Annotated in this window: 27 protein-coding genes; 22 read left to right on the top strand and 5 right to left on the bottom strand. The window is 71.6% G+C overall.

Translation table 11 applies throughout. The annotated features are described in order from the left end of the window. Window positions 1-24: 24 nt before the first annotated feature. The 5 genes from ACWD3I_RS29615 to ACWD3I_RS29595 form a co-directional block, all read right to left on the bottom strand. A complete protein-coding gene (locus tag ACWD3I_RS29615) occupies window positions 25-1,374 on the bottom strand; it encodes an SCO6881 family protein (RefSeq protein WP_365403891.1) in 1,350 nt (449 codons plus the stop codon). 36 nt (window positions 1,375-1,410) lie between these two features. Further along, window positions 1,411-2,097, bottom strand: a complete 687-nt coding sequence (locus tag ACWD3I_RS29610; protein ID WP_365403894.1) for a hypothetical protein — start codon at window positions 2,095-2,097, stop codon at window positions 1,411-1,413. Continuing rightward, window positions 2,097-2,405, bottom strand: coding sequence for a DUF6112 family protein (locus ACWD3I_RS29605; RefSeq protein WP_360939361.1), 309 nt, complete (start codon window positions 2,403-2,405; stop codon window positions 2,097-2,099). The genes ACWD3I_RS29610 and ACWD3I_RS29605 overlap by 1 nt, the downstream gene beginning before the upstream one ends. A 241-nt stretch (window positions 2,406-2,646) precedes the next feature. Continuing rightward, window positions 2,647-3,012: an SH3 domain-containing protein gene (locus ACWD3I_RS29600; RefSeq protein WP_365403897.1), complete on the bottom strand. Its 366-nt coding sequence runs from the start codon at window positions 3,010-3,012 to the stop codon at window positions 2,647-2,649. A 126-nt stretch (window positions 3,013-3,138) separates the two neighbouring features. Next, window positions 3,139-4,251: a C40 family peptidase gene (locus tag ACWD3I_RS29595; RefSeq protein WP_365403900.1), complete on the bottom strand. Its 1,113-nt coding sequence runs from the start codon at window positions 4,249-4,251 to the stop codon at window positions 3,139-3,141. Between the two features lie 524 nt (window positions 4,252-4,775). Between ACWD3I_RS29595 and ACWD3I_RS29590 the strand changes: the two genes are divergently transcribed. The 22 genes from ACWD3I_RS29590 (at window position 4,776) to ACWD3I_RS29485 (ending at window position 21,066) form a co-directional block, all read left to right on the top strand. Beyond that, a complete protein-coding gene (locus tag ACWD3I_RS29590) occupies window positions 4,776-5,531 on the top strand; it encodes a DNA-methyltransferase (protein ID WP_365403903.1) in 756 nt (251 codons plus the stop codon). 169 nt (window positions 5,532-5,700) lie between these two features. Beyond that, window positions 5,701-6,387 (top strand): DUF4913 domain-containing protein, encoded by a 687-nt coding sequence (locus ACWD3I_RS29585; RefSeq protein ID WP_365403906.1) that lies wholly within the window; start codon window positions 5,701-5,703, stop codon window positions 6,385-6,387. After that, window positions 6,384-6,869, top strand: a complete 486-nt coding sequence (locus ACWD3I_RS29580) for a hypothetical protein (RefSeq protein WP_365403910.1) — start codon at window positions 6,384-6,386, stop codon at window positions 6,867-6,869. The genes ACWD3I_RS29585 and ACWD3I_RS29580 overlap by 4 nt, the downstream gene beginning before the upstream one ends. Next, window positions 6,866-7,624 carry a DUF3631 domain-containing protein gene (locus ACWD3I_RS29575; protein WP_365403913.1) on the top strand — a complete coding sequence of 253 codons (759 nt, stop codon included), beginning with the start codon at window positions 6,866-6,868 and terminating at the stop codon, window positions 7,622-7,624. Before ACWD3I_RS29580 ends, ACWD3I_RS29575 begins: the two co-directional genes overlap by 4 nt. Beyond that, window positions 7,612-8,127: an N-acetyltransferase family protein gene (locus ACWD3I_RS29570; RefSeq protein ID WP_451084216.1), complete on the top strand. Its 516-nt coding sequence runs from the start codon at window positions 7,612-7,614 to the stop codon at window positions 8,125-8,127. Before ACWD3I_RS29575 ends, ACWD3I_RS29570 begins: the two co-directional genes overlap by 13 nt. Then, a complete protein-coding gene (locus ACWD3I_RS29565) occupies window positions 8,124-8,813 on the top strand; it encodes a hypothetical protein (RefSeq protein WP_365403916.1) in 690 nt (229 codons plus the stop codon). Before ACWD3I_RS29570 ends, ACWD3I_RS29565 begins: the two co-directional genes overlap by 4 nt. Before the next feature lie 56 nt (window positions 8,814-8,869). Then, the gene (locus ACWD3I_RS29560; RefSeq protein ID WP_365403919.1) at window positions 8,870-9,592 is read left to right on the top strand and encodes a hypothetical protein; all 723 of its coding nucleotides are present in this window, start codon (window positions 8,870-8,872) and stop codon (window positions 9,590-9,592) included. A gap of 201 nt (window positions 9,593-9,793) precedes the next feature. Beyond that, the gene (locus tag ACWD3I_RS29555; RefSeq protein ID WP_365403922.1) at window positions 9,794-10,138 is read left to right on the top strand and encodes an SH3 domain-containing protein; all 345 of its coding nucleotides are present in this window, start codon (window positions 9,794-9,796) and stop codon (window positions 10,136-10,138) included. Window positions 10,139-10,258: 120 nt separating this feature from the next. Then, complete coding sequence (locus ACWD3I_RS29550) at window positions 10,259-10,714, top strand: hypothetical protein (RefSeq protein ID WP_365403925.1); 456 nt, start codon at window positions 10,259-10,261, stop codon at window positions 10,712-10,714. Then, window positions 10,711-11,145, top strand: a complete 435-nt coding sequence (locus tag ACWD3I_RS29545) for a hypothetical protein (protein ID WP_365403928.1) — start codon at window positions 10,711-10,713, stop codon at window positions 11,143-11,145. Before ACWD3I_RS29550 ends, ACWD3I_RS29545 begins: the two co-directional genes overlap by 4 nt. A gap of 11 nt (window positions 11,146-11,156) precedes the next feature. Further along, a complete protein-coding gene (locus ACWD3I_RS29540; RefSeq protein WP_365403931.1) occupies window positions 11,157-11,576 on the top strand; it encodes a hypothetical protein in 420 nt (139 codons plus the stop codon). Between the two features lie 31 nt (window positions 11,577-11,607). Further along, window positions 11,608-12,495: a winged helix-turn-helix transcriptional regulator gene (locus tag ACWD3I_RS29535; RefSeq protein WP_365403934.1), complete on the top strand. Its 888-nt coding sequence runs from the start codon at window positions 11,608-11,610 to the stop codon at window positions 12,493-12,495. After that, complete coding sequence (locus ACWD3I_RS29530; RefSeq protein WP_365403937.1) at window positions 12,492-13,007, top strand: hypothetical protein; 516 nt, start codon at window positions 12,492-12,494, stop codon at window positions 13,005-13,007. Before ACWD3I_RS29535 ends, ACWD3I_RS29530 begins: the two co-directional genes overlap by 4 nt. After that, the gene (locus ACWD3I_RS29525) at window positions 13,004-14,236 is read left to right on the top strand and encodes an MFS transporter (protein WP_365403940.1); all 1,233 of its coding nucleotides are present in this window, start codon (window positions 13,004-13,006) and stop codon (window positions 14,234-14,236) included. Before ACWD3I_RS29530 ends, ACWD3I_RS29525 begins: the two co-directional genes overlap by 4 nt. A gap of 51 nt (window positions 14,237-14,287) precedes the next feature. Further along, window positions 14,288-14,626: a hypothetical protein gene (locus tag ACWD3I_RS29520; protein ID WP_365403943.1), complete on the top strand. Its 339-nt coding sequence runs from the start codon at window positions 14,288-14,290 to the stop codon at window positions 14,624-14,626. Window positions 14,627-14,729: 103 nt separating this feature from the next. Beyond that, window positions 14,730-15,950, top strand: a complete 1,221-nt coding sequence (locus tag ACWD3I_RS29515; protein WP_365403958.1) for an ATP-grasp domain-containing protein — start codon at window positions 14,730-14,732, stop codon at window positions 15,948-15,950. Then, entirely contained in the window at window positions 15,947-17,110 is a 1,164-nt protein-coding gene (locus ACWD3I_RS29510) for an MFS transporter (RefSeq protein WP_451084212.1), read from the top strand. The genes ACWD3I_RS29515 and ACWD3I_RS29510 overlap by 4 nt, the downstream gene beginning before the upstream one ends. Continuing rightward, window positions 17,107-17,742 (top strand): HAD family hydrolase, encoded by a 636-nt coding sequence (locus tag ACWD3I_RS29505; protein WP_365399867.1) that lies wholly within the window; start codon window positions 17,107-17,109, stop codon window positions 17,740-17,742. Before ACWD3I_RS29510 ends, ACWD3I_RS29505 begins: the two co-directional genes overlap by 4 nt. A 43-nt stretch (window positions 17,743-17,785) precedes the next feature. Continuing rightward, window positions 17,786-18,640 (top strand): DUF317 domain-containing protein, encoded by an 855-nt coding sequence (locus tag ACWD3I_RS29500; protein WP_365399864.1) that lies wholly within the window; start codon window positions 17,786-17,788, stop codon window positions 18,638-18,640. 32 nt (window positions 18,641-18,672) lie between these two features. After that, window positions 18,673-19,161, top strand: a complete 489-nt coding sequence (locus tag ACWD3I_RS29495; RefSeq protein ID WP_365399861.1) for a hypothetical protein — start codon at window positions 18,673-18,675, stop codon at window positions 19,159-19,161. 67 nt (window positions 19,162-19,228) lie between these two features. After that, entirely contained in the window at window positions 19,229-20,014 is a 786-nt protein-coding gene (locus tag ACWD3I_RS29490) for a DUF317 domain-containing protein (RefSeq protein WP_365399858.1), read from the top strand. A gap of 35 nt (window positions 20,015-20,049) precedes the next feature. Next, window positions 20,050-21,066, top strand: a complete 1,017-nt coding sequence (locus ACWD3I_RS29485; protein WP_365399856.1) for a SpaA isopeptide-forming pilin-related protein — start codon at window positions 20,050-20,052, stop codon at window positions 21,064-21,066. The last annotated feature ends 316 nt before the right edge of the window (window positions 21,067-21,382 follow it).

Raw genomic sequence — 21,382 nt, 5'->3', positions numbered from 1 at the left:
GTGCCGCCCCGGAGTCGGACAAGGTCACAGACCGGTGGGCGGCGGCGTTCCGGTTGCGCCGGCGGTGCCGGTCGGGTTCGGCGGAGGCGGGGCACCCTGCGGCGGCGGAGCCGAGGTGCCGGCGCCGGGCTGCGACATGAAGCCGCTGCCTCCGGAGGGCGATCCCGAAGCGCCACCCTGTCCGGGGGCACCGCCGGTCTGACCACTGGTGTCGTCACGGGGGCTGGTCGGCGGGGGCTGAACAGCCTTGTCCAGACCGCTCTTGATCCCCTCGTTGCCGGATGACGCCGCGCTCGGGCTGCCGCCTTCCTTGCCGGTGTCCGGCGTGGGGTGGGCGGCGATGTCGCCGGGGAATCCGCCTGGAACCGATTCCGGTCCCTGAGGAGCGGCACCCGCTCCGGCCGCGGCTCCTCCGGTGGCGACCGCGGCGGCGGCCTTGCGCCCGGCACGCTCGGCATGCTGGCGGGCGATCTGAGCGCCCGCGCCGCCGGAGCGGTGCAGCGTTTCCGCATCGGAGCCCTCGGACGCGGCCCAGTGCACGAACTTGAACGTGGCGTACGGGCACAACAACACCAAGGCCATGATGACGATGCCGGCCATGACGTCGGCGAGGGCGGCAATGCCGTCCTCGGCTTCGGTCTTACCCATCGCCGAGATGCCGAGCACGAAGATCACGGTCATCAACAGCTTGCTGACCACGAGGGTGGCGGTGGCTTCGATCCAGCCCTTGCGCCAGCGCCGGGCGGCCTCCCAGCCGCCGCCGGCCCCGGCGAACACGGCGAGGGTGACCATGACGAGGATGCCGACCTTGCGGGCCACCATCACGCACCAGTAGAGGATGGCGCCGATCGCGGCGCCGACACCGGCGAAGACAGCGACCAGCCAGCCCAGTGCCTCAAGACCTGGAATCTGGGAGACCTTCACGATGCGCCGCACCGCCGTGGCGATGTCGAGGTTGGCGGCTTTGAAGAGTCCGTCGGACAGGGCGTCGACGACTTCGATGGCGACGGTGGTGAAGGCGATCGCCGTGAAGGCGAAGAGCACGCCGGTGGCGGTGCCGGTGAATGCCTGGTTGAGTGCCTGGCCGTCGCGGCGGATCGCGGCGCGTACGAGCTGGGCGCAGAACGTGGCGACGAGGCAGATCAGGCCGATCGGCAGGATCATCTCGTAGTTGTCGCGGAACCACCCGGCATTGAGGTCGACCTTGGTGGTGGTGTTGACCGCCTCAGCAGCCAAGTCGGCTGCGGCAGCGGCGAGTTCGCCTGCACTCTTGGCCATCCAGTTTCCGATGGCCCCGCCGGGGTCGGAGGCGAAGTCCACGGCGTCGCCGACGGCACAGAGCTGGGACGCGACGGGAAGGTCGCAGAAGCCCAAAGGGGAGTCCCTCCTTTCTCAGGTGGTCTTGAGACGTCAGGGCACGACGCTCGGGGCGATGGAGACCAGAGAGCAGTTTGCGTTGGGGCGGCACTGCACGGCGAGGGTGATGGAGCGGTCCTCGGCTCCGGCCCCGCCCTTCTTCCAGGCGATCTGCTGCGTGCCGGTGACGGTGACGGCGTAGATGTACGCCTGGGTGATTGCCGATGGATCGTCCGCCAGCGCTTCCTTGAACGCGGCCGGGTAGTGGGCCTCGGTGACGGTGGCGGTGGCGTACTGCTTCTGGTCGGCCATCCGCGACCACAGCACCGGATCCGGCACCTGCGCGACGATCGAGGACCAGTCGGCGTACTTCGTCTCGGCCGTCAGCCACGCACGCATCCCGGCGAGCTGCTCCTCGCGGCTGGTGGTGCGGGTGTCGTACGACCACAACAGGGCTGCGGCGGCCTTGGCGAAGGCCACGGGGTCGGCGACCGGTGGTGGCGTCGCCACCGAACCGGCTCCGGCCGACGCTGTCGGGCCGGCGGATGAGGAGGTGCTGCTGCTCGGCCCGGACGACGGGACGGTGGCCCGGCTGTCGCCGTTGGTGGTGCGGCCGGTGAACAGGGCGACGGCGGCAGCGAGGGCCAGCAGGACGGCGAGGCCGGCCGCGATGACCGTGACGCGCTGCCGGGTGGACCAGCCGAGGCCGTAGCGGGACAGGGAGGGGAATCGTTTCTTCATCAGTGGACTTGCGACCCCAGGGCGGAGAAGAAGGCCACGATGCCGTTGGCGGCGCCGAGACCGAGGGCGGCGCCCGCCGCGACGACGGCGCCCTTCTTGCCGTTGGCCTCGGCCTGGTGGCCGCCGGTGTGGTGGCCCCAGGCCCACACGCCCAGGGAGACGGCGAGCGCGCCGACCACCGCGACGATCGCGAACAGGTTGATCGAGTTGACCACGTTCTTCAGTACGGCCAGGCCGGGCAGACCGCCGCCGGAGGGCGTGATGCCGGGGTCGTAGGCCAGGTACTGCACGGTTTCGAGCAGGGGCAAAGAGGCTCCTTGCGCGCGCCGAAGCCCGGCGCGCGGGAATCACAGAAGAAGGGGGAGGGAGGCGAGTGCCTGGAAAAGGGGAGGGCCGACGGCGGGCCGGGAGGCGGCCGGCCGGATCGAGGGGGCGGCGTGCACGAGAACACGGCAGGTGCCGCGGTGAGGCTCAGGCGAGGCCGGGATTCGGGCGGTGCAGCTGGCGACATCGCTCCGGCTCGGAATCCGAACTGGCAGCCGGGGTGCGCTACTTCGGGATCGACGGGGTGGGGGCGCCGTTGGTGCCGTACGGGTTGGCGCACTTGTAGATCACGTAGCCGCGCAGTTTCTTGCCGTCGGACTTGCGGGTGACGGTGCCCCGGGTCCACCAGGTCTTGGTGGCCTTCCGGTAGACCCACTGGTCGTAGGTGATCTTGTCGCCTCGGTAGGCGACGCCGACGGTGGTGGCTGTCGTCGAGGGCGACTTGCGGACCTTGACCGCGCTGCACGAGATCTTGGTGGTGTCGGTGTCGTACGCCTGCGCGGTGGAGGCGGTGGCCAGGCCGCCGGCGGCGACGGCCAGGCCCAGAGAGGCTGCCACGAGGGCGCGCTGGGCGCGGTGACGGGATATCAAGGAGGTGCTCCGTGGTGTCAGGGGAAGGAGAGTGGGCAGGGCGGCGTGTCCTGCGGGCCCCGTCCGCAGGCGGGCGGGGCCCTGGTCAGGGGCGGTGAGCCTGGGCTGCCGGGCCCGGAACGGGGATCAGATGACGCGGCGCGCGGCGAGGATGTCCCAGTCCGCGAGAGGTGTGATTCGAACTGGTTTTCCAGTCCTTGGTGCCTCGATCGCGAGTCCCGAGCCGATGTACATGCCGACGTGTTCGGGGCGGGCGGCACTGCCGCGGGAGAAGATCAGGTCACCCGGCTGAAGATGCTCGGGAGACACGGCCTTGCCCTCGTTGATCTGTGTGTAGGTGGTGCGGGTGAGGGTGACGCCGGCGTGCGCGTATGCCTGCTGGGTCAGCGAGCTGCAGTCGCAGCGGCCCATCGGGTCCGGGCCGTGCGGCGCGGTGCAGGTGCCGCCCCACTGGTACATCGTGCCGAGCTGCGCCATCGCCCAGGCGATAGCCTTGCGCGCCTTGGGGGCGGCGTCCTTGGGGATCGAGTAGCCCTTCGGTACGGACCCTTCCGGGATGGTGCCGTACCCGGAGCCGTCCTCGGTCGCCGCGCAGGACGTGGTGCTGGAGGCGGTGTCCGTCTCGCTGGTGTCCTGGTCGGCGGGGAACGTCGCGGCGATCGCCTGCTGCAGGGCTCTCGCCAGGTCCTCCCAGTCGGCGTAGGCGTCGGGGTATGCCGAGAGCTGGACCTTCTGGGCGGCCTGGGTGACGGTCAGCTGCTGCCAGCCGTCCACCGCGAGCAGATGCTTGTAGAACTGGGTGGAGGCGTAGACGGGGTCGTGGATCTGCGTGGCGGTGCCCCAGCCCTGGCTTGGCCGTTGCTGGAAGAGGCCGAGGCTGTCGCGGTCGCCGGAGCTGAGGTTGCGCAGCCGGGATTCCTGCATCGCGGTGGCGAGCGCGATGATCTGCCCCTTCTTCGGCACGTTCAGGCTGATCCCGGTGGCCACGATGGTGCGGGCGTTGGGGATCTGTTCCTCGGGCAGGGACAGGCCCTCGACGTGGACGGTCTTGGCGTCCGCGCCGTTGAGGATCTTGGTGACCTGCTCGACGACCGTGTCGGTGTCGATGTCGCCCACGCACGTGAGGGAGGCGTAGGTGCTCTGGGCGGCCTCGCTGCTGGTGGCCATCAGCATGGCCGTGCCGGCGAGGAGGAAGGGGGAGAGGACGAAGACGCCGATGCCGGCGGCTACGCCCTTCAATCGGGGATGCCTCCGGGCAGGCGGTCACGGGCCGCAGGCCGGTGCGCGGGCAGGTGTGAGCGGAGCGGTGTCATGGGCGAGGTCCTTGGTGGAGTCCCGGCGGCGCGTGCGGTGTTGAGGAAACGGCGCGAGGGCCGGGTGGTGGGTGAATCGGGGCCCGGGTGCGCGGGCGCGAGTTGCCGCTCGCACCGGCATGGGGGTGTCGGGTCAGGTGTGCCAGGACATGGGGGTGCCTCCATGAGGGCAGGGGTGGGGATGTGCCATCGGCTGTGTCGGCCGGGCAGTTCCAAAACAGTAAGGGCGGATCCCCGGTTGCCGAAATCGCTGGTGATCAAGGCTTGATTTCCGGGATTTTGGCGGCGATAGCGCTCAACCGGGGATCGTGGCCTACAGTTTTGGCTCCTCCCCTCGTCCCTCCCGCTGCGCGGACCCGTGGTGCCTTCCTGCCCGCATTCGGTCTCGCGGGTTGTCCGGGCGAGCCGGAGTACCTCCCCCTATCATCCGACCCGAATCGGGGTATCTCTTTGCCTTTTTCCCTGCATCAGGGGGACGCGCTCGGCGTCCTCGCCGAACTGCCGGACGACTGCGTCGACTCCGTCATCACCGACCCGCCGTACAACTCGGGCGGGCGCACGGCCAAGCAGCGCACGTCCCGCAGCGCGAAGCAGAAGTACACCTCCGCCGGCGCCGGTCACGAGCTGCCGGACTTCACCGGCGAGAACATGGACCAGCGCTCCTACGGTTTCTGGCTGACCCAGATCATGACCGAGGCGCACCGGCTCACCAAGGTCGGCGGCACGGCGCTGCTCTTCACCGACTGGCGGCAGCTGCCGATCACCACGGACGCCATCCAGGCCGCCGGCTGGCTCTGGAGGGGCGTGCTCGCCTGGCACAAGCCGCAGGCCCGCCCCCAGAAGGGGCGCTTCACCCAGAACTGCGAGTTCATCGTCTGGGCCTCCAAGGGCGCGATCGACGGTTCCCGCAACCCGGTCTACCTGCCCGGCCTGTACAGCGCCTCGCAGCCGTCGGGCAAGAGCCGGCAGCACATCACGCAGAAGCCGGTCTCGGTCATGCGGGAGCTGGTGCAGATCTCCCCGCCGGGCGGCACGGTGCTCGACTTCACCTGCGGCTCGGGCTCGACAGGGGTCGCGGCCCTGCTGGAGGGCCGCTCGTTCATCGGTGTCGAGAAGACCCAGCACTACGCGAAGATTGCAAATGAGCGGCTATTGGAGACGATGCAACAGACCCTCTCCCAGGACGACTTGACCCTCACGTCCTGATCCCTGTTGTGCAGTGCGGAACGGCCGGTGGGGTGTGGCCCGCCACGCCCTGGCCGTGCTGCGCTTGGCGTTATAGCAGCCAAGTCCCGGTTACCGAAACCGGGGATTCTCCGGATGGTTTGAGTCGCAATTAACGCCCGACGGCTGCGGCTCAAGGAGGCCCCTTTTCGTGCCTGAATCCATAAACCCCCTACAGGACGGGGAGACGGAACCGGTTCGGCTGCCGGACTCCGACCTGGAGAGTGTTTCGGCGAGCGTCCGCAAACTGCTGGAGCAGTCCGCGGAACAGGCCCGCCAGCTCGACAGCCTCGCTTCCGCGCCGCTGCCCCCGGACACGGCGTTCGGCGCCTTCGGCATGCCGGGTTTCGCGGGCCTGGCGCCGCAGCCCGCGCTGCCGGAGCCCCGCCCGATCCTGGAACTGGAGGGCGAGGAGTACGAGGACGAACTCGACGCGCTGTCGGACTGGGTGGACGACTTCCTGGTCCGGGTCTACGGGGCGGAGGTCACCACCGCCGCCCCGTGGTGCCGGCAGTGGCAGGAACACGCTGACGTCGTCGCCTGGCTCCACGCACTGTGGCTGGCCTACCAGCAGCACAAGGACCCCGAGGCGGGCCTGTCCGGCCTGTTCGTGTGGCACCGCGATTTCCTCACCCACGCCATGGCCGCTGTCCGGGCGGCCGGCGGGCCGCTGTCGGCGTGCATGACCGATCCGGACCGGCCCGCCCACCGCCTGCTGCCCGGCCCGCGGCCCTCCAGCCGGACCACCGCCGCCACCGAACAGCCCGAACAGCCCGAGGAGCCGGAGGAGTCGGCGGGGCAGGCGGGGAACGGCGAGTCCGTCCGGGGGGCCGGATGAGCGGTCATGACCGGCCGGCCTTCGGGCTTTCCTTCGACCCGCGCGCTCTGACCGACCTTCTCCAGGCCCCCGGTGACATCCGTGATCTGGCGCTCGCCCAGCTCCAGGACGTCGTCACAGCCCGCTTGTTCGGCGCCAAGCTCACCCGTGATCTCGCCGGATGCCGCAAGGTCTACGTCGATCACCGCAACGCGTGGCGCATCGTCTACGCCCAGCGGCCTGCGCCCGCCACCTCCACGTACACCACCGAGATCCATGTCGTGGCCGTCCGTCCGCGGGAGGCGCATGACGTGTACGACACCGCCCGCGCCCGCCTCGGCATCACGAGGCGGCCCCTGGGCGAGCGTACCCACGCGGCCCGCACCCGTTCCCCGCAGTTGGGCGTCCGCCCGCCCGTTCCCAAGCCCGGACCGCCGCCGTACGCGCTGCCCGGCCTTCCCCGCCCCGCACTGTCCCCGACCCCGAAGGGCCCCGTTCGTTGACGCAGTTCCCCAGCCTGATCGACCAGGTCGCCGCCACCGTACTGGCGCCGGCCCAGGTCACCGAGAACCCGCACCACCGCGCCATCGTCGACGTGTTCGCCGAGATCCAGGACCTCGACCGGCAGCTCGCCGACCTGGCCGGCACCGAACGTCCCGCCGACGTCACCGCGACCGAGCGGCTCGATGCGCTCACCGACCTGCTGGTCGAACGCATGGCGGCCGGAGCCGAGTTGAGCGCGCTGCTGTCCGCCACCTGCTGCTGCGCGGCCACGTACGAGCCCGGACCACAGGGCGAGTACGAGCCGGCGGACGACGAAGAGCTTGACGGTGAACCGGACCTCGATGCCGACGTCGAGGGCTTTGACGACTTCGGCTTCGAGGAGCCGGAGGCTCCCGACGACCTCGACGATCTGGACGGCTACGACGATGTCGATGACCGCCACGAAGACACGTGTGAGGAGTTCCTGACCTGCCCGAGCCGGCCGTGGACGATCGTCCACGCCTGCCTCGACATCTTCGACGCCCTGGGCGCGGCCCAGTACATCAGCACCACAGAGCTCCTCGCGCGCCTGCGCGACCTGCCCGGCGAGGCCGAGGGACGCTGGCGCTACGCCGACCTCACCCCGATCCGTCTCGCCCTGCTCCTGCGCCCCTACGGCGTCCAGGCCCGCAAACCCCGCAACGCCGACGGCAACCGCTACCGGGCCTACCGGCGCGACGACCTGCAGGCCGCCCGCCCGGACTGCTCCTGCTGACCCACCCCGCCCTCGCGCACACCCGCGAGGTCACGGCGACGGACGGGGACCTCGTCGCCGCCTTCCACGCACAGTGCTCCGCGCAGAATCTGCTGCGCCGCTGGGGCCGCATGCACCTCACGCCCCGTGACCTGACACGGCTGCTCGCCCAGGCACGGTGCTGGATCGGACTCGACACGGACGAGCGGCCCCTGGCCCTCGTCTGCGTCGGACCCGTCAGCCGTCAGCCGGGCGTCTTCGACCTCGGACTGCAGGTCGCCGACGATCACCGGCGCCGCGGCATCGGAACGGCCATGGCCCGCCACGCAGCCCGGATGGCCCGCACACGCGGGGCGCACACCCTCACCGCGTTCACGCACGCGTCCAACATGCCGATGCTCCGGCTGCTGGGGCGCCTTGGGCCCACCCGGCACACGCACGACGGCCCTTACGTCGAGGTCCACGTCGCCCTGGACGCCTACGCCCCGCACACCCGCGAGCCCACACGGACCGCTCCGACGTGACCTCACCTGCCGCGTCCTCGCCCGACCGCCGCCCGCGCACCGTATTCGACCGCCGGATCGAGACAGCCGCAGGGTGCAGCGTCGAGGCGCTGTGGAGGAACCGCACCGCCGGTCTCCTCGACACCCCGCACGCGGCCTTGGCGGACGCCCACCGCGAACTCGTCCGGGCCGAGCGGGACGTCACCTTCCACCGCGCCCGTCTCGCCCGCCTGGCCTCCGGCGAATTCCCGGTCGATCAGGCCCTGTTCGCGCGGATCGAGCGCACCGTCGACCAGCTCGCGCACGCCATCGACGCGCGCGACGCCCGGCAGGCCACGGCTGCCGCCGCGCTTGAGCCGATCGAAGCCGCCGCCCCGCCGCGTACGCCACAGCACGTGGCGACAAAGGACGTCGCGGCCCTGCTCGCCATCGCCCAGGGCGCCAAGCTGCACGAGAACCTGATCACCCACCGGCTCGCCGTGGCGACCGGTTCGCGCACCCGCATCTCCTACGCCCAGCTGCAGCACCTGGAGGCGAGCGGCCTCGTGGAGCGTGACACCTCCCACCCGGTGCACGCCGGCCAGCCCGTCACCCTCACCGACGCCGGCCGGGCCGCTCTCACCGTCCCGCGTCCCGCGGGCCCGCCCGGTACCACGCCGCCGCCCCGGCCGACGGCCTCTGCGTCTCCCGTGCACCCGCGGCGCTGAACCGGTCAACCCTCCCTGATTGCGGCGCTGTTGGCGCCGCCGAACCGAAAGCACCGATGCCCACCCACCCACCGGATTTCCGCCTCGGCGGCTACAGCGCCCTCAACGACCATGTCGACGACCAGTTCTGGCAGCACGTCGGCATCGAGGAGGACCAGCTCACCGTCCTGGCCGAGCACCACGCCAGCGACGACCGGAACAGCTTCTACGTGCTGCACAACGGCGCCGTCACCTGGGGCATCCCGGGCGAGCCCCAACTCGTCGCCCTCCACCTGAAGCGCGACACCGACACGCGGACCTTCCAGTTCGACCACGCCGCCTTCGCCCTGCCCGCGATGGCCCAGTCCTGGCTGATCGCCCGCGGCTGCCCCGAGGAGCCGATCCTCCTGCCCGACGGCACAGGCAGCACGCCTGCCGACCAGGCCACTCGCGCCCTGGAGCAGCGACTGCGCCGCGACGGCGACCATTTCGCCCTGCTGACCAGCTACACGCACGACACCGAGCCGATGGAGATCACCGTGCTGCTGCGTGCCCTCGACGAGAAGGCGCCGCTGCCGTTCCGGATCCTGCTCGAAGAGGTCGACACCCAGTCGTGGACGCACACCCTGCGCGAGGGCGGTTTCGCCACCTTCGAGGCTGCCACCCGCTGGTGGGAGGCGCACTGGAGCGGCGAGGCGATCCCGATGCCGCCCGCCTCCCCGGCAGCACGCCACACCACTGCCCCAGGCGTCCCCGCTCCGCCCGTGCGCCCCGCTCCACCGCGCCGTCCGGGCCGCTGAATTCAGGGCTCGTAGGACCAGCTCCCGCCGTACTCGCACGGTGAAAATCCGGCGGCCTTCGGGGAGGCGGCGCGGAATGTAGCACGCAATTCCCGGTTACCGAAACCGGGAATTCTCAGGACTCTTGTTCTCGGCCGCACGGCATCCGCCCACGGTCATTCCTCCCGTACGCCCTCTCATCGATATGGAGCTCAATTCCCCATGCGTTCAACCCGCATAGCCGTCTCCGCGGCCCTGCTCGGTGCCCTTGCACTGCCGCTGGCCTCCGCCGCCACCGCGAGCGCCGCACCCGCCCTGGCTCCCGCCTCCGTGACCGACCCGACCTGCAGCGGGTCGGGGCCGTGGACGCTCACCACCAAGGCCGTCAACATCCGCGCCAAGGCATCCGTCAACTCCAAGGTGCTCGGGATTCTGTACCGGGGCCACAAGTTCACCGTGTACAAGACCAGCGGCAAGTGGCGCTACATCACCGACAAGACGACCGGCGTCACGGGCTGGGTTTCCGCCAAGTACGTCTATCGTCCGGTCGGCATGTGCCTGGACTAACAGGCCGACACCCAATTCCCCCGCGCGGCATGCGAGTTCGAGGATTCACCTTTGTACGGACCGGATTCGCGGCGCAGGATTTCCCGCCCCCGAGAACGCGAATGATAGGAGCTCCTTTTCGTGCCTGAGTTCAGCCAGGACGTGCTGGGCGTCGTCGCCGAGCGGATCGAAGACCGCTTTCAGATGCCGCTCGCCGATCTGCGCCGGGCGGTTGCGGCGGCACCCCAGGCCAACTCCGATGCCACCAGCGTCGTGCACTGGTACGGCCTGCTCGCCGAATCCCAGGACGCACTCGACACCGCGGAGGACGCGCTCGTCGCGGCGCTCGGCACTCAGCCGGGCGAACTCGACGACGCCGCCATGGAGTTGGCCCACCGGGTCAATGCCGCGGTCGCCGCCCGGGACGGGCGCGCCATGGTCGTGGACTACCTCCTCGACCCCCTCGCCCCCGGCAAGCGCGGACCCGGCGCCTGGCGTGGTGCCACCCCTGCCGCGCGCCGCGCTCCAGCTTTGCCTACCTCCGCGCCCACACCGCCCGGCACGCGGGGCCTCCCCGCGCGAGGGGTGACGCGATGAGCGTCATCGACAAGTCCACCAGCCGCGACGCCGCGCTTCAGGAGGCATTCGGCGCCTCCGTCGCCGACCTGTATGCGCAGGCGGCCCGCTGCGAGACGGATGCCGCACTGCAGCGCGCGCTGGAACTGCGCAGCTTCCTCGCTGTCGCCGAGGAGCAGGTCGTCCGCGTACGGGACCGTGTCCGCGCCGCGATGTCCGCCGATCGCGTCCTGGGCGAGCTGTCCGCCGAGGACCTGCGCTGGGACGCCCAGTGGCTGGAGGCGGCGCTGGCCGGCCGCAACGGGTACGTCGCCGCCCTCGACGACCTCCTGCGGACCATGCCTGCTCCCGGCCAGCGCCCGCGCCGGCCCGTGCAGTTCGCCCAGCCGAAGATCACCGTCACTGCCCCGCCCGCCCCCGGTGCCGGGGCGGTGCGGACCAGCCGCCTCTGAAAGTCCGCCGATTGTCCCAGCCTGACACGGCTCACCCGGTCTCCGAGATCATCGCCCAGCGCATCGAGGCGCTGTTCGGGCAGCCGATCACCGAACTCGAAGCCCTCGCCGACCACGCTCCCGACGCCACCCTGCTCGCCGCGCTCACCGGCGGCCACAGCGACCTGGTCCTCGCCGAACGCACCATCGCCTTCCAGCTGGCGAGGCTGCGCGAACTCACCGCCCCCGACCGGGAGATCGGCCGCTTCGCCGCAGGTCACATCCTCGACTGCGCCCGGCGCATCGCCGAGGCCGTCGCCACCCGCGACGCCTGCGCCAAGAACACCGGCGCGGTCCTGGCAGGACTGCGCCGCGCACCGGCCCCGGACCCCGAACCTGCGATGCCACCCGCACCTGCCGCCCCGGCGCCCGCCCCGTCCCGCACCCGCTGATCTGCCCCGCACCGCTTGAGGAGCACCATCCTTGGCCACCACCGCTCAGCCCCCCGTCCCCCCGAACGACCTCGCCAGTGTCACTAAGACGTTGGATCTGCTCGCCCCGCGCTGGAGCGTGTGGGTGCTGATGACCCTCTCCTCCCAGCCGCTGCGCTACGCCGAGATCAAGCCCAAGCTGCCGTGGCTCGCCGACGGCCAGCTCCACCCCCGGCTGCGCCACTTCACCAGCGCCGGCGTCGTCGAACGCACCGAGTACGCCCCGCGCCACGTCACCTACGGCCTGACCCGCCGCGGCACGGAGTTGCTGCCCGTCCTGGCCCAGATCGCCTCCTGGGGCGACACCCATCTGGAGAAGCGGCTCGTCACCAGCAAGGCCACCGGCGCGCTGGAACGCGAGCGGATCCCCCCGGCGCAGAACATCGACGACACCATCGTCCTGGTCTCTCCGCGGCACGCCACCCCGATCCTGATGACGCTCATGTCCCGGGGCCGTGCGAGCGCCAAGACCCTGGCCGCCGAGGCCATGCCCGGCTACGGATTGAACACCGTCTACAAGCCGCTGGACCGACTGGTCGCCGACGGCCTCGTCACGGCCGTCGGCAAGGGCGACTTCCAGCTGTCCGCCAGCGGCCAGGCACTCGCCCCCGTTTTCAAGGCCATCACCGCCTGGGCAGCCCGACCGCCCGCCAAGACCGCCCCGCTTCGCCGGCGAGAGGGTGCCCCCTCCCGGATCCGCTCCGGCCCGTGGGCGACCACCCCGGCCCGCCTTCCGGCACCCGCCGTTCCGGCCGCACCGTCTCCCGCCCCGGCCCTGGCCACCGCGCCCCCGGCTGGCCCGGCGTGGAAACCCGGCGATCTCTTCTCCCACCAGATACCCGCCCGCCCCATCACCCCGGCAGGAGGCCCGCGCCGATGACCGCCTCCCCGCCCGACCGCATCCTGCGCGAACGCCGCGCGATCCAGGCCCTGACTCTGCCGGCCTTGATCCGCCTGGTCACCGAGATCGACGACAACGGCCCCATCAGCCAGAAGCGCGGCAGCCTGCAGGGCGCCCTCGGCGACCTCCCCCTCGGACACCTGCGCCACGCCATCGACACCGCACGCGCCCTCGGCCTCATCCACGCCCGCGGACACGCTACGGCCCGCTACCAGCTCACCGCGAGCGGCCAGGACCTCGCCGAGGTGTACGACACCGCCGCCCGCTGGGCCCGCGCCCACCAACTGCCCGGCCCGGCCAGTGACTTCGTCACCCGTGTCCAGTACGCCCTGCAGATGCAGGACGACAGCCCGGAGCACACCGGCGCGGCATTGGACCCGGAGGCTCCTTGGGTGGCACTGTCCGCCTGGCTCACGGCGCACCCGCGCGTCCTGCGCCAGGACACCGCCCGCTCCCTGAACTCGGCGCAGGAATCGGGGCGCGCTGCGTGAGGTCCTGTGTCGGACCCCGGCATGCCCGTCGGCCGGTTCCCACGCTGCTGCGCGGCATCTACCTGCCGCGCAGCACGGATGCCGCCGCGTTCGCCATGGCCACCTACGGCATCCCGTTGCTGGTGCTGGCCACCACCCGCTCCGCTGCCCTGACCGGTCTCGCGTTCGTGCTGGAATGGGTGCCGCGCCTGGGCGCGTTCGCCTTCGCCGGGGCGCTGGTCGACCGCCACGGCACGACCGCTGTGCTCCGTACCGCCTCCGCCGGCCGGGCCCTGGTCGTCGTGGCCGCCGCGGTCATCCTGCCGACGCATGCCGCGGGTTACGGCGCGACGGTCACTGTCATGCTGCTCGCCGCGCTGACCGGAATCCTCAGCGAATGCTCCTACATCGCGGCCGAGACCGCGGGCGGGGCAGCCGGCCGTGAGGCCGGCGCCCGCGCGCACCGCGTGCAGTCGGCGCTGCTGGGCATCGACCAGGTTGCCACCCTGTTGGGCCCGGCACTGGCCGGGCTGCTGCTGGAATGGGCCGGCGCCGCCGCGATGCTGGGCGTGATCGCCGCTTTCTCGCTGCTCACCAGCGTGCTGGCACCTCGCGAGAGCCACCGGGCCAAGCCCGCCGCGCCGCTGCCGGTCGTCCAGGGGCTGCGCACCGGATGGTCGGTCCTGCGGGCGCTGCCGGCCCTTGGCTGGCTGGTGGCCGGGCTGACCGTGTCCAACCTGGCCGCCGGGCTGCTGCAGGCCGCCACTCCGGTGATCATCGTCCAACAGCTCGGACGCTCCACGGCCGATGTGGGGCTGATCTGGTCGGCCGCCGCCGTCGCCACCCTCATCGCGATCGCCGTCTGCCGCCGCGCCATTGACCGCTTCGGCCTGTGGCCGGTCGGCGCCGTGTCCGCCACGATCGCCGCCGCGGCGTGCCTGGCCGTCTCCTTCGCCGGCACCTACCACACCTATCTCGCCCTGATCGCCGTCCTCATGGCCGGCGAGGGCGGCATGACGGTCGTGCTGCGCACCGTGCGCTCCCGCCTCATCCCCGCCGACGTGTTCGGCGCCACCCTGTCGCTGACCATCCTGCTGCTCCTTGTGCCCTTCCCCCTTGCCGGTGTCCTGGTCTCCACCGTGCCGCCCGCCCAGCTCGGCCACCTGATCACCCTGTGCGCCGCACTGCAGGCCCTGGGTCTTACCGCTGCCTTCGCCCGGCTGCGCACCGTCCCCGCCCTGCGCACCTGATGCGTCTGACCCGCCCGGTCACATCCAGATCACCCCTCGGAGACCGTCGCCATGCCCACGTCCCGCACCCTTGCCACCCCCTACGCCCTGCCGGTGGACCGGCCGTCGTTGCGGGCGGGTGCGCGCCCGACGCTGACCGACCGCTTCCTGGCCTTCGACGCCGAGCACCCCTACGTCTACCGCGTGCTGGAGCGCCTGACGGCCGACCGGATCGCCGCCGGCGCCACCCGGGTCGGGCTGAAGGCGCTGTTCGAGGACCTGCGCTGGCATCTGCCGGCGGGCGTGCGCGGACTTAACAACTCCTTCACCGCCCTGTACGCCCGCAAGTTGATCGAGGACCACCCCCAGTGGGCGTCCGCCTTCGAGCTGCGCCGGCGCCGTACCCCCTGAGCCCGGCGTCCCTGCCCCCGCCTCAACTCGCCTTCCCTACCGCACTGTTTGGAGCCCTTGCTTGTCTTCTCGCCCCGTCGTCCTGGTCGTGGCCGCCGCCGACATGGAAGCCCAGGCGTATCGCGGCACCTGCCTTGAGAGCGTCGCCGCCCACTACGACATCGTCCTTGTCTCCGGCGCCGCACCGACCTGGGAGAAGGAGTTCCTCCTCGACCACGAGGTCGCCGATCTTGCCGACCAGACCGCGCTGAACGAGGCCGGGCGCGCGCTCGCCGAGCGGCACACACTGGCCGGGGTGATGACGTGGACCGAGTGGCACCTCGTCCCCGTCGCCCGGCTCGCCCGCCAGCTGGGCCTGCCCACCACGGCCCCCGAGGCACTTCAGGGCTGCCGCAACAAGCACACCAGCCGCAGCCTGTTCGCCCGCCACGGGGTGCCCTCCGCCGCCTCGGCGGGCGTGCGCACCGAGCACGAGGCACAGGCTGCAGCCCTGCGTATAGGCTTCCCCGTCGTCCTCAAGCCCGCCGCGCACGCCGCAAGCATGGGCGTCGTCCGCGTCGACACCGCCGACCAGCTGCCGGCCGCGTACGCCGTCGCCGCCAGGACCGCCGGCCAGGGCGTGGAGAGCACCCAGGTGCTGGTCGAGGAGTACCTCGACGGCCCGGAGCTGAGCGTCGAGTGCGTCACCCATCAGGGGCAGAACACCGTCGTCGCCGTCACCCGCAAGACCGTCGGCTGCGCGCCGTACTTCGAGGAACTGGCGCACGTGGTCGACGCCGGCGACCCGCTCCGTGCCGTCGTGGCCCCGGTCGTCGTCGCCGCGCTCGACGCCCTCGGCGTCACCGACGGCGTCAGTCACGTCGAACTCCGTCTGGTCGACGGCCGCCCCCGCCTCATCGAGGTCAACGCGAGGATCGCCGGCGACATGATCAGCCACCTCGTCCACCTGGCCACCGGCGTCGACCTCGCCCGCGCCGCCGCCGACATCGCCTGCGGACGCACCCCTGACCTCACCCCCACCCGCCACCAGGCCGCGGCGATCCGCTTCATCTACCCCGCCTACTCCGGCGCCCTCACCACCTGCCGCCTGAGGGAACCCGTCGCGGGCGTGGAGCGCGTGCGCTTCCAACGACGGGCCGGCGACCAGCTCGTGCTCCCGCAGGACGGCGGCGACCTGTTCACCGCCCGCATCGGCTACCTGATCACCACCGGGCCGACCGCCACCATCGCCCAGGCCCGCGCCCAGGAGGCGTATCGCCACCTTGACGTCCGAGTGATGCCGGACGCGCAGACCGCCCCGGCCACCGGGGAGTCCGCGGCGTGAACGAGACCGTGGCGCCCGAACTGGTGCGCAGCCGCCGTCTGCTGACCGGGTACTTCGCCGGCCTGGGCGTGGTGATGGCCGTCTGGGGCGCACGCATGCCCGCCGTCCAGACCAGCGCCGAGATGAGCGCCGCCGCCCTCGCCCTGGTCCTGCTGGCCGCCGCCCTCGGCATGGTCGCCGGACTGAAGGCGGGCGGACGCCTCGCCCACCCGGCCCGCCTCCCCACGCTGCTGACCGGCGGCGCCATCGCGCTCGCCGCCTGCCTCGCCATCCTTGGGGCCTGCCGCAGCCTGGAAAGCCTCCTGACGGCGGCGTTCGTCTTCGGCGCCGCGCACGGCGTCCTCGACGTCGCCGCCAATGCCGGCGCGGTCCGCTGCCAAGACGCTTACGGACGTCCGGTCATGGCCGGGCTGCACGCGGCGTACAGCCTCGGAGCACTCGCCGGCGCCGCGCTGGCCGCGGCCAGCGCCCACACCTCGCACACCGTCCTGTTCGCCGCCGTCGGGGCCGGCGCCGCCGCGGCGGCAGGGGTAACGGCCCGGCTCACCCGCTCGCTCGCCAGATCGGAACTCGAGCCCGTCCACCACCGCGCGGCACCGGTCTCGGACCGGCGTGAGGATCTGTCGCGGTCCCGGTTGTGGCTGCTGGGCGCGCTCGCGGCGGCCACCCTGCTCGGTGAAGGGGCCGCCGCCGACTGGGCCTCCGTCCACCTGCATGACCTCGGCGCGACCGCCGCGACCAGCGCGGCAGCGTACGCCGCCTACAGCGGCGCCATGGCCACAGGCCGTCTCGCCGGAGACCGCCTCACCGCCCGCTTCGGGGCTTCCGCCGTCGTGCGCACCGGGGCGGCCCTGGCCGCGCTCGGCCTCGCCACCGGCCTTGCCGGTTCCACCATCACCTTCGCCCTGCTCGGCTGGGCGGCCTTCGGCCTGGGCCTGTCCGTCACCATCCCCAGCCTGATCACCGCCGCCGGCGCCGGAGGCCCGCGCGCGGTCGCCACCGTCGCGGTCACCGGCTACGTCGGCCTGCTCGCCGGCCCCGCCCTCATCGGCGCCCTCGCCACCCTCACCGTCCTGCCGCACGCGCTGCTGCTGCCCGCCCTCCTCGCCGCCGCCGTCGCTGTCCTCGCCCCCAAAGCCCTGGAGAAACCCGCCCCTTGACCCGCACCTCCACCTCCCCGACCGGCGTGGACGCCGTGATCCTCGACTACAACGGCGTGATCGGCGTCCAGCCCACCCTCGCCCAGTGGCAGCACCTCGCCCGGCTGGCCGGCTGGCCCGACACCGACCTTGCCTCCCTCCAGCACGCCTTCTGGAACGCCCGCGAACCCTACGACGCCGGCCAGCTCAGCGACCTCGCGTACTGGGCCAAGGTGCTCGGCTACCACCCCGGCCCGCGCCTGCTGCGCGAACTGCGCACGGCCGACACGGCCATGTGGACCCGCACCGATCCCCACGTCCTCGACCTCCTGTACCGCGCCCGGACCGCAGGGCTGCCCATGGTGCTGCTCTCCAACGCGCCGGCCCACCTCAGCAACGTCCTGGACGCCACCGACTGGCGGCGCCACCTGATGGACGACGCCCTGTACTCCGCCCGCCTGGGCCTGTGTAAGCCCGATCCGGCCGCGTACGAACACGCCCTGGCCGCCACCGGCATCGCGGACCCGGGACGCGTTCTGTTCGTGGACGACCGGGCCGACAACTGCCGCGCCGCCCGCCGTCTGGGGCTGCGCACGCTGCACTACACCGGCCGCCCTGCCGCCCTGCGAACGGCCTTCGCCCTCGCCGCCTGATCCCACGTCCCCTGACCCGCATCCCTCCCTTTCTCAGGATCCTGTGCCACTCCACGACGACACCATCGACGGAGACGTCTACGTCTCCCCGCGCCATCTCGCCCGTACCACCGCTGTCGGTGATCCTGGCCTCGACCCGCTGCGCAACCTCGGCTGGGAACTGCACCACGACGACCTCGGCAACGCCTACCTGAACGCCCCGGACCGCAGGGTGCGACTGGGCTATCTTCCCGAAGGCGAGGACGACGGCCTGTGGCGCATCAACGCCTACAAGGACCCCTTTGGTCCGCCCGTGTGGGGCGTTTGCTTCAACGACTCCGTGCCCACGGAGTTCGTGACCGCCTTCACCACCGCGCTCGCCGCCGCGTACGAACAGGGCCCTGACCGCTATCTCGCCCGGCCGGTTTCCGGGAGCGAGGACCGTGACCCGTTCCTCGCCATCGATCCGCTCGTCAACCGCGGATGGCTGTTCGACCGCCCCCGGCAGGGTGTCTTCGCCGTCCAGTCACCCGACGGGCTCGCCGCCCTGGAGTACACCACCGGCGATCTCGATGCGGGAACCGAGCTGACCACCCGCGACGCCCGCTGGCAGCTGTGGGCCGGCGCCTCCCTCAACCGCCCCTTCTGGTACGCCACCTTCAGTACCGACACCCCCGTCGCCCTGCTCAAGGCCGTCACCGAGTCCGTCTGCGATCCCGCACCGCTGCCGCGCTGGCGGGAGGCCACCAGCTACTTGAAGGACTTGGCCCAGCTCACCCCCATCCTCCCGCCGCGCCCGCCGGGTCCGACCCCGCTCGACGTGCAGCGCCTCGCCTCCCGCCGCCCGGCCGCGCTGCCTACAACCAGCGTCCCGCGCTGGAGCACCACCAGCCGACCGGCCCTGCCCGGCCCCCGCTGATAACGCCGGCCCCGATCCCGACCGGAGACTCCTTGTCCCTGCAGGCACCCGAGTTCTTCGCCGAACTGTGCCTCCCCTTCCACGACCACACCGTCGTGGGCAACACCTACTACGCTGCCCCGGTTCCGGGCACGCCCCTGCGGCTGCGGATCGACTTCAGCCGCACCATCCACGCCGACACCTACGGCGGGTTGCGCCTGGCGGTCGTCCACTCGGACCGCGGCGAGATCGACGTTGTGGCCCTCGGCTTCGTGGACCACGGCACCTTCCACCGCCGCGACGAAGCCAACAACACCAGCCCCAACGCCAGCGGGTACGGCACGTTCAGCAAGTACCACCGTCCCGGCCGGTCACCGTGGGACGGCGCCGTCACCACCGGGCTGCGCGATGCCATCGAGCAGTACAGCGCCGTCTGGTTCCCCGGTGCCTGGACCGCATCCGCGCCCAGCCGCACCGCGGGCCAGCCCCCGCGCCCCTCTTCCGCCGTGCCCGTCACCCGTGCCGGCGCCCGCGCCCGCTGAGCCGCGCCCCCACCCACCGGCCACGGTGCTCGGCGTTCCGTACTTTCCCGCAGGAGCCCTGTCCGTGATGACCCACCCCTTGGAGAACCTCGACCCGGCCCAGACCGTGCAGGTGCTTCCCCACCACCTCGCCGGACCCGGCGCCCTTGGCCCCCGCACGGCATGGGCCTTCCCCTTCGACGAGGGCTGGCTGTTCGCCCGGACCGACGAAGGCACGGCCGCCGCGTTCAGCCCCTGCCTGCGACTGCAGACCACTTACGACCCCCAGCCCGACAAGCTCGGCAAGGGCACGTGGACCATCACCGCACACCAGGCCCCGTTCACCCCGCCGGCCTGGTGGATCACCTTTGACGCCACCACCCCCGTCGAACTGCTCCACGACGTCCACACCGAACTGCTCGACCTCTACCTCGAAGACCGGCACAGTGACCAAGACCGCTTGTTCCAGGATGAGGCGGCGCCGCACGAGGCATACGCACCGCTGCTCGCCCGCGGCTGGCGCCACGACGTCAAGACCGACGGCACACAGAGTTTCCTCACCCCGGAAGGGCTCGGCGGCGTACGCCACCAGTACGCCAACGGCGCTGGCAGACCGGCCTGGCGGGCCTGGGGCGGATTCCCCAGCGAGCCCCACTGGACGGCACGCTTCTCCTTCGGGACACCCACCACGCTTGTCGCAGCCCTCACCGCCTCGATGATCTCCACCGAGCCGCTGCACCGCACCGTCCAGGACATCCCCGTCCTCACCCGCAGCGCGCTCTACGTCACCACCCCCACGACAGTCAGGCAGGCGCCCGGTAACACGCTTGCGGCCCCGCCGCCTCCCGCCCCTGCCGTCGGCCGGACCCGATGACCCTCCCCGCCCCTGATCAAGGAGCCCCTCTTCTCGTGCATCCTCGTTTCGTCCGCCGCGCCGTCCGAACCGCTGCCGTCGCCGCCGCGGTAACCGGCACCCTCAGCTGGGCGCCGGCCGCGACGGCGCAGCCGTCCGATCCGCCCTCCTCGGCCTCCGCCGCTCCCGCAGAAACACCGGCCCCGGACGCGGGCGGCGTCGAGATCACCGTGAAGGACACGGCCGGAGATGTGCTCCCCGACGCCGCGTTCCTGCTGCTCGACTCCGTCGGCCAGGAAGCCGGACGAGGCAAGACCGACACACAGGGGAAGCTGTCCTTCCCCGACCTCGCGCCGGGCATCTACCGGCTCGAGCAGACGGCTTCCGGCAGCCCGCTGCACGACGTCGTGGACGACCAGGACGTCATCGTCACTCCCGGTGCCGACACCCCGCTGACGATCATCGACCCGTTCAAGTCCGCCTCACTTCTGCTGAAGGCCAAGGATGACAAGACCGGCAAGCTGCTGGCCGGATCCACGGTCAACATCGGCAGTGGTGACAAGATCATCCTGACGCTGACGACCGGCTCGGACGGAACGGCCAGCGGCACACTGCCCATCAACTCCCGCACCGGCAGCACCTTCTGGGCCAAGCAGGTGAAGGCGCCCACCGGCTACGCGGTCTACACGTCCGCGAAGAAGTTCAAGGCCAAGCCGGGCGACCCGGTGACCGTGACCATCACCAACGCCAAGAAGACCAGCGGCACGACCCCCGCCCCCACGTCCCCCGAGAAGCCGCCCAACACGGCGACCGCGCCGGGCGACACGGCGAGTAGCGGCACGGCGGTCAGCGCGGCGTCCTCCCCGACGACGGGCACCGACTCTTCGCCGACGGCCGACGCGTCCGGCGGCGCCACCTCGAAGGCCGCGGTCGGCTCCCTCGCTCACACCGGAGCCGATGCCACCCCGTGGCTGCTCGGCAGCGCCGGTGCCCTCCTCGCCGCCGGCAGTGGAACTGTCTTCGCGGCGCGGCGCCGCCGTACCGAAGATGAGAGTGGTGGCGCCCAGGACTGATCAAGCCCGGCGGATCTTCTCACCAGCCCCCGAATTCCCCATGCGGATTTCGGGGGTTTTCGTCTGCCCGGCCGACGGACGGACAAGGTGCTCAGCTCGCTCGTCCAGGTGCCAGGTGCCAGGTGCCAGGTGCGACGCTCAATCACCGCTGTGATTGAGCACGCGAAAGGGCGGATGGACATCAGAGGCAGCAGACATCGTGTTCAGATAGCGCATTCATCGCTGCGACTGGTTCAGCATCTGCGCCAGCTCCTTCAGTGCGTGCCACTCGTTGTCTTGGTCGGAAGCAGTTCTCTCGGCCCACCAGCATGGTGCC

The organism is Streptomyces sp. NPDC002817, assembly GCF_053592055.1.
Note: the sequence above shows the minus strand (reverse complement) of the source record. Positions and strands in the feature narration are given on the sequence as shown.

Coding starts and splice junctions, on each gene's coding strand:
- ACWD3I_RS29555 (WP_365403922.1), top strand. CDS start 9,794: ATGCGTTCAACCCGCATAGCCGTCTCCGCGGCCCTGCTCGGTGCCCTT.
- ACWD3I_RS29515 (WP_365403958.1), top strand. CDS start 14,730: ATGGAAGCCCAGGCGTATCGCGGCACCTGCCTTGAGAGCGTCGCCGCC.
- ACWD3I_RS29520 (WP_365403943.1), top strand. CDS start 14,288: ATGCCCACGTCCCGCACCCTTGCCACCCCCTACGCCCTGCCGGTGGAC.
- ACWD3I_RS29560 (WP_365403919.1), top strand. CDS start 8,870: ATGCCCACCCACCCACCGGATTTCCGCCTCGGCGGCTACAGCGCCCTC.
- ACWD3I_RS29580 (WP_365403910.1), top strand. CDS start 6,384: ATGAGCGGTCATGACCGGCCGGCCTTCGGGCTTTCCTTCGACCCGCGC.
- ACWD3I_RS29545 (WP_365403928.1), top strand. CDS start 10,711: ATGAGCGTCATCGACAAGTCCACCAGCCGCGACGCCGCGCTTCAGGAG.
- ACWD3I_RS29490 (WP_365399858.1), top strand. CDS start 19,229: ATGACCCACCCCTTGGAGAACCTCGACCCGGCCCAGACCGTGCAGGTG.
- ACWD3I_RS29610 (WP_365403894.1), bottom strand. CDS start 2,097: ATGAAGAAACGATTCCCCTCCCTGTCCCGCTACGGCCTCGGCTGGTCC.
- ACWD3I_RS29530 (WP_365403937.1), top strand. CDS start 12,492: ATGACCGCCTCCCCGCCCGACCGCATCCTGCGCGAACGCCGCGCGATC.